The sequence below is a fragment of the Pseudomonas sp. EA_65y_Pfl1_P113 genome (assembly GCF_963970525.1).
In the GTDB taxonomy this organism is placed as follows: Bacteria; Pseudomonadota; Gammaproteobacteria; order Pseudomonadales; family Pseudomonadaceae; genus Aquipseudomonas; species Aquipseudomonas tritici.
Genome location: NZ_CAXAQM010000428.1, coordinates 1 through 492 on the forward strand (window position 1 = coordinate 1; position 492 = coordinate 492).

At 57.3% G+C, this 492-nt stretch carries 1 protein-coding gene; it reads left to right on the forward strand.

The genetic code is table 11. The features are described 5' to 3' along the window. A partial coding sequence (locus AACY52_RS30405; protein ID WP_339561396.1) for a hypothetical protein occupies positions 1 to 316 on the forward strand: 316 nt, incomplete at its 5' end. Positions 317 to 492 lie beyond the last annotated feature (176 nt).

Consider the following 492-nt stretch of genomic DNA (forward strand, 5'->3'; position numbering starts at 1 on the left):
TATGGGAAAGGCGCGAGCCGGTGACGGTATCCACCACGCAATATTTCCGGGCGGTATTTTCGCTTGGCGCACGCTGGGTCGATCCCACTGGCTGGCTTTCGGCAGCAACGGGCTTGGCATCGCGCGCAACGAGAGGCTATGCGGTGACGCTCAGCACGGCGCTCGAGGCAATCAGGAAAAGGTTGGTCATGGTCGGTCCTCCGCTAGGTCGGCGGGTTCCGGTGGTCGGCCCGCAACCGTGTTGGTGCATTACTCATGCCAAACACTGAAAGGACTTATTTTCAGAGACTTACTGATATTATTGAACCTGAAATGAATAGCAATGCCCGCCAACTTTCGGGAACTGGTCCGATTTGATGGGATGGGCATGGGTCAGAAACGCCGCGAAATCCCGACATAAAGTTCCGTGTCCGGGGCCGCGCGATTGAGGCCAGCGACCACGCCCAGGTCAAATTGCAGATCCTTCTTCGCCTTCCACGCAAGCGAGTCCTA